The organism is Streptomyces sp. NPDC058231, assembly GCF_042882275.1.
Taxonomy (GTDB): domain Bacteria; phylum Actinomycetota; class Actinomycetes; order Streptomycetales; family Streptomycetaceae; genus Streptomyces.
On record NZ_JBHVWN010000167.1, the window covers coordinates 1 to 1,695 of the forward strand.

A 1,695-nucleotide genomic window follows, 5' to 3' on the forward strand; every position below is an offset into this window, starting at 1 on the left:
TCCCAGTTCCGCCACCTGATGCGCGTGGCCGTCTCCGTACGCGAGGGCACCATCTCCTCCTCCACGCTGCTCAAGCGGCTGCGCTCCGGGTCACGGAAGAACGCCACCTACGCCGCCTTCCGCGAGGTCGGCCGCGTGACCCGCACCGTCCAGCTGCTGCGCTACCTCTCCGACGCGCCGATGCGCCGACGGGTGACCGCGGCGACCAACAAGGTCGAGTCGTTCAACCGGCTCTCCCAGTGGATCGGCTTCGCGAACCGCGGCGTCATCGCCGACAACGACCCCATCGAGCAGGAGAAGGCGATGAAGTTCAACGCGCTGCTCACGAACGCGGTGATCTTCCACAACGCCCTGGACATCGCGGAGACCGTGCGCCGGCTGCTGGCGGAGGGCTGGAAGATCGACCCGGAGGACCTGGCCCACATCTCGCCGTACCTGACCGAACACATCAACCGGTTAGGCGAGTACTCCAAGGTCTCCAAGGGCGTCGAGCCAATCCCGGCGGCCGCCGTGGTCATCGTCGCCCTCACCGCGGCCACCGTCCTCGGGCTGATCCTCGGGGCTCGCGCCCCAGCCCGCTCTGTGCCTCGCCGACGGCTAACCGCGCACGTGCAGGCCGAAACCCTTGCGGCCCGGCACTTCCAGGCCCTCCTTCAACCGCAGTGACGGGATCTCGTAGTCACCGAAGTTCTGGCGCCGGAACGCGATCGGCTCGGTCGTCTCTATCGACAGCAGCCGCTCCGTCCACGCCTTCGCGGCGTCCTCGAAGTCGCCGCCGGTGATCTTGTCGGTGCCGTACAGCACGAACGGCGGCAGCACCTCCACGCCCGGGTAGTACAAGATCCCGTGGTGGATCGGGAACAGCAGGTCCTCGATCGGGCCGTTGATCCCGCGATCGGTGTAGTGGGACTCCGGGCCCCCGACGGTCACCGACAGGATCGCCCGCCGCCCCTGTAGCGTCCCCTCACCGAAACGCTCGCCGTACCGCGTCTCGTCGTGCACTCCGACTCCGTACGCGAAGTGGAAGGAGAACACCCGGTCCACCCAGCCTTTGAGGATCGCCGGCATCGTGTACCACCACATCGGGAACTGGAAGACCACCGTGTCGGCCCACAGCAGCTTCTCCTGCTCGGCCGCCACGTCGGGCGTGAGCGCGCCGGCGTCGTATGCCCCGGCCGAACTCGGCACCACCCGCAGCGGGCTCGTGGCGTGCTCGCCGAAGTCCGCCGCGTCCACCACGGCCTTCCAGTTCATCGCGTACAGGTCGCTCACCCGCACCTCGTGCCCGACGGATTCCAGAGTGGACACGGCGAGGTCCTTCAACGAGCCGTTCAGCGAATGCGGCTCGGGGTGGGCGTAGACAATGAGCGTCTTCATGGCTGTTCCCTTCAACAAGGTGTGTCGCCACAGATGCTCGACCGCCGAGGCCGCGTCGTACAGGGGCGCCTCTTCCATCGGACGGGACTTCCTGGTATCGGCAGGACCACCTTCGAGTGCCTTACCGGAGCGATACTGGGGGCATGGACGATCTTGCGGGCTTCTTGCGAACCCGGCGTTCCCGGGTCGATCCGGCGGCCGTCGGCATCCCCACCGACAGCCGCCGCCGGGTCGAAGGGCTGCGCCGCGAAGAGGTCGCCCACCTCTCCGGAGTCAGCGTCGACTACTACGTACGCCTGGAGCAGGGCCGCGCAACCC

3 protein-coding genes are annotated in these 1,695 nt (G+C 67.8%); 2 read left to right on the forward strand and 1 reads right to left on the reverse strand.

Annotated features, from left to right (window positions below):
- A partial coding sequence (locus ACFVXE_RS39020) for a Tn3 family transposase (RefSeq protein ID WP_389678541.1) occupies window positions 1-666 on the forward strand: 666 nt, incomplete at its 5' end.
- On the opposite strand, the gene ACFVXE_RS39025 is transcribed toward ACFVXE_RS39020, so the two are convergent.
- Window positions 598-1,377: an NAD(P)H-dependent oxidoreductase gene (locus ACFVXE_RS39025; protein ID WP_389678543.1), complete on the reverse strand. Its 780-nt coding sequence runs from the start codon at window positions 1,375-1,377 to the stop codon at window positions 598-600. The genes ACFVXE_RS39020 and ACFVXE_RS39025 overlap by 69 nt on opposite strands.
- A 143-nt stretch (window positions 1,378-1,520) precedes the next feature.
- Here ACFVXE_RS39025 and ACFVXE_RS39030 point away from each other — a divergent pair.
- On the forward strand, window positions 1,521-1,695 hold a 175-nt coding region (locus tag ACFVXE_RS39030; RefSeq protein ID WP_389678545.1), incomplete at its 3' end, for a helix-turn-helix domain-containing protein.

Coding starts and splice junctions, on each gene's coding strand:
- ACFVXE_RS39025 (WP_389678543.1), bottom strand. CDS start 1,377: ATGAAGACGCTCATTGTCTACGCCCACCCCGAGCCGCATTCGCTGAAC.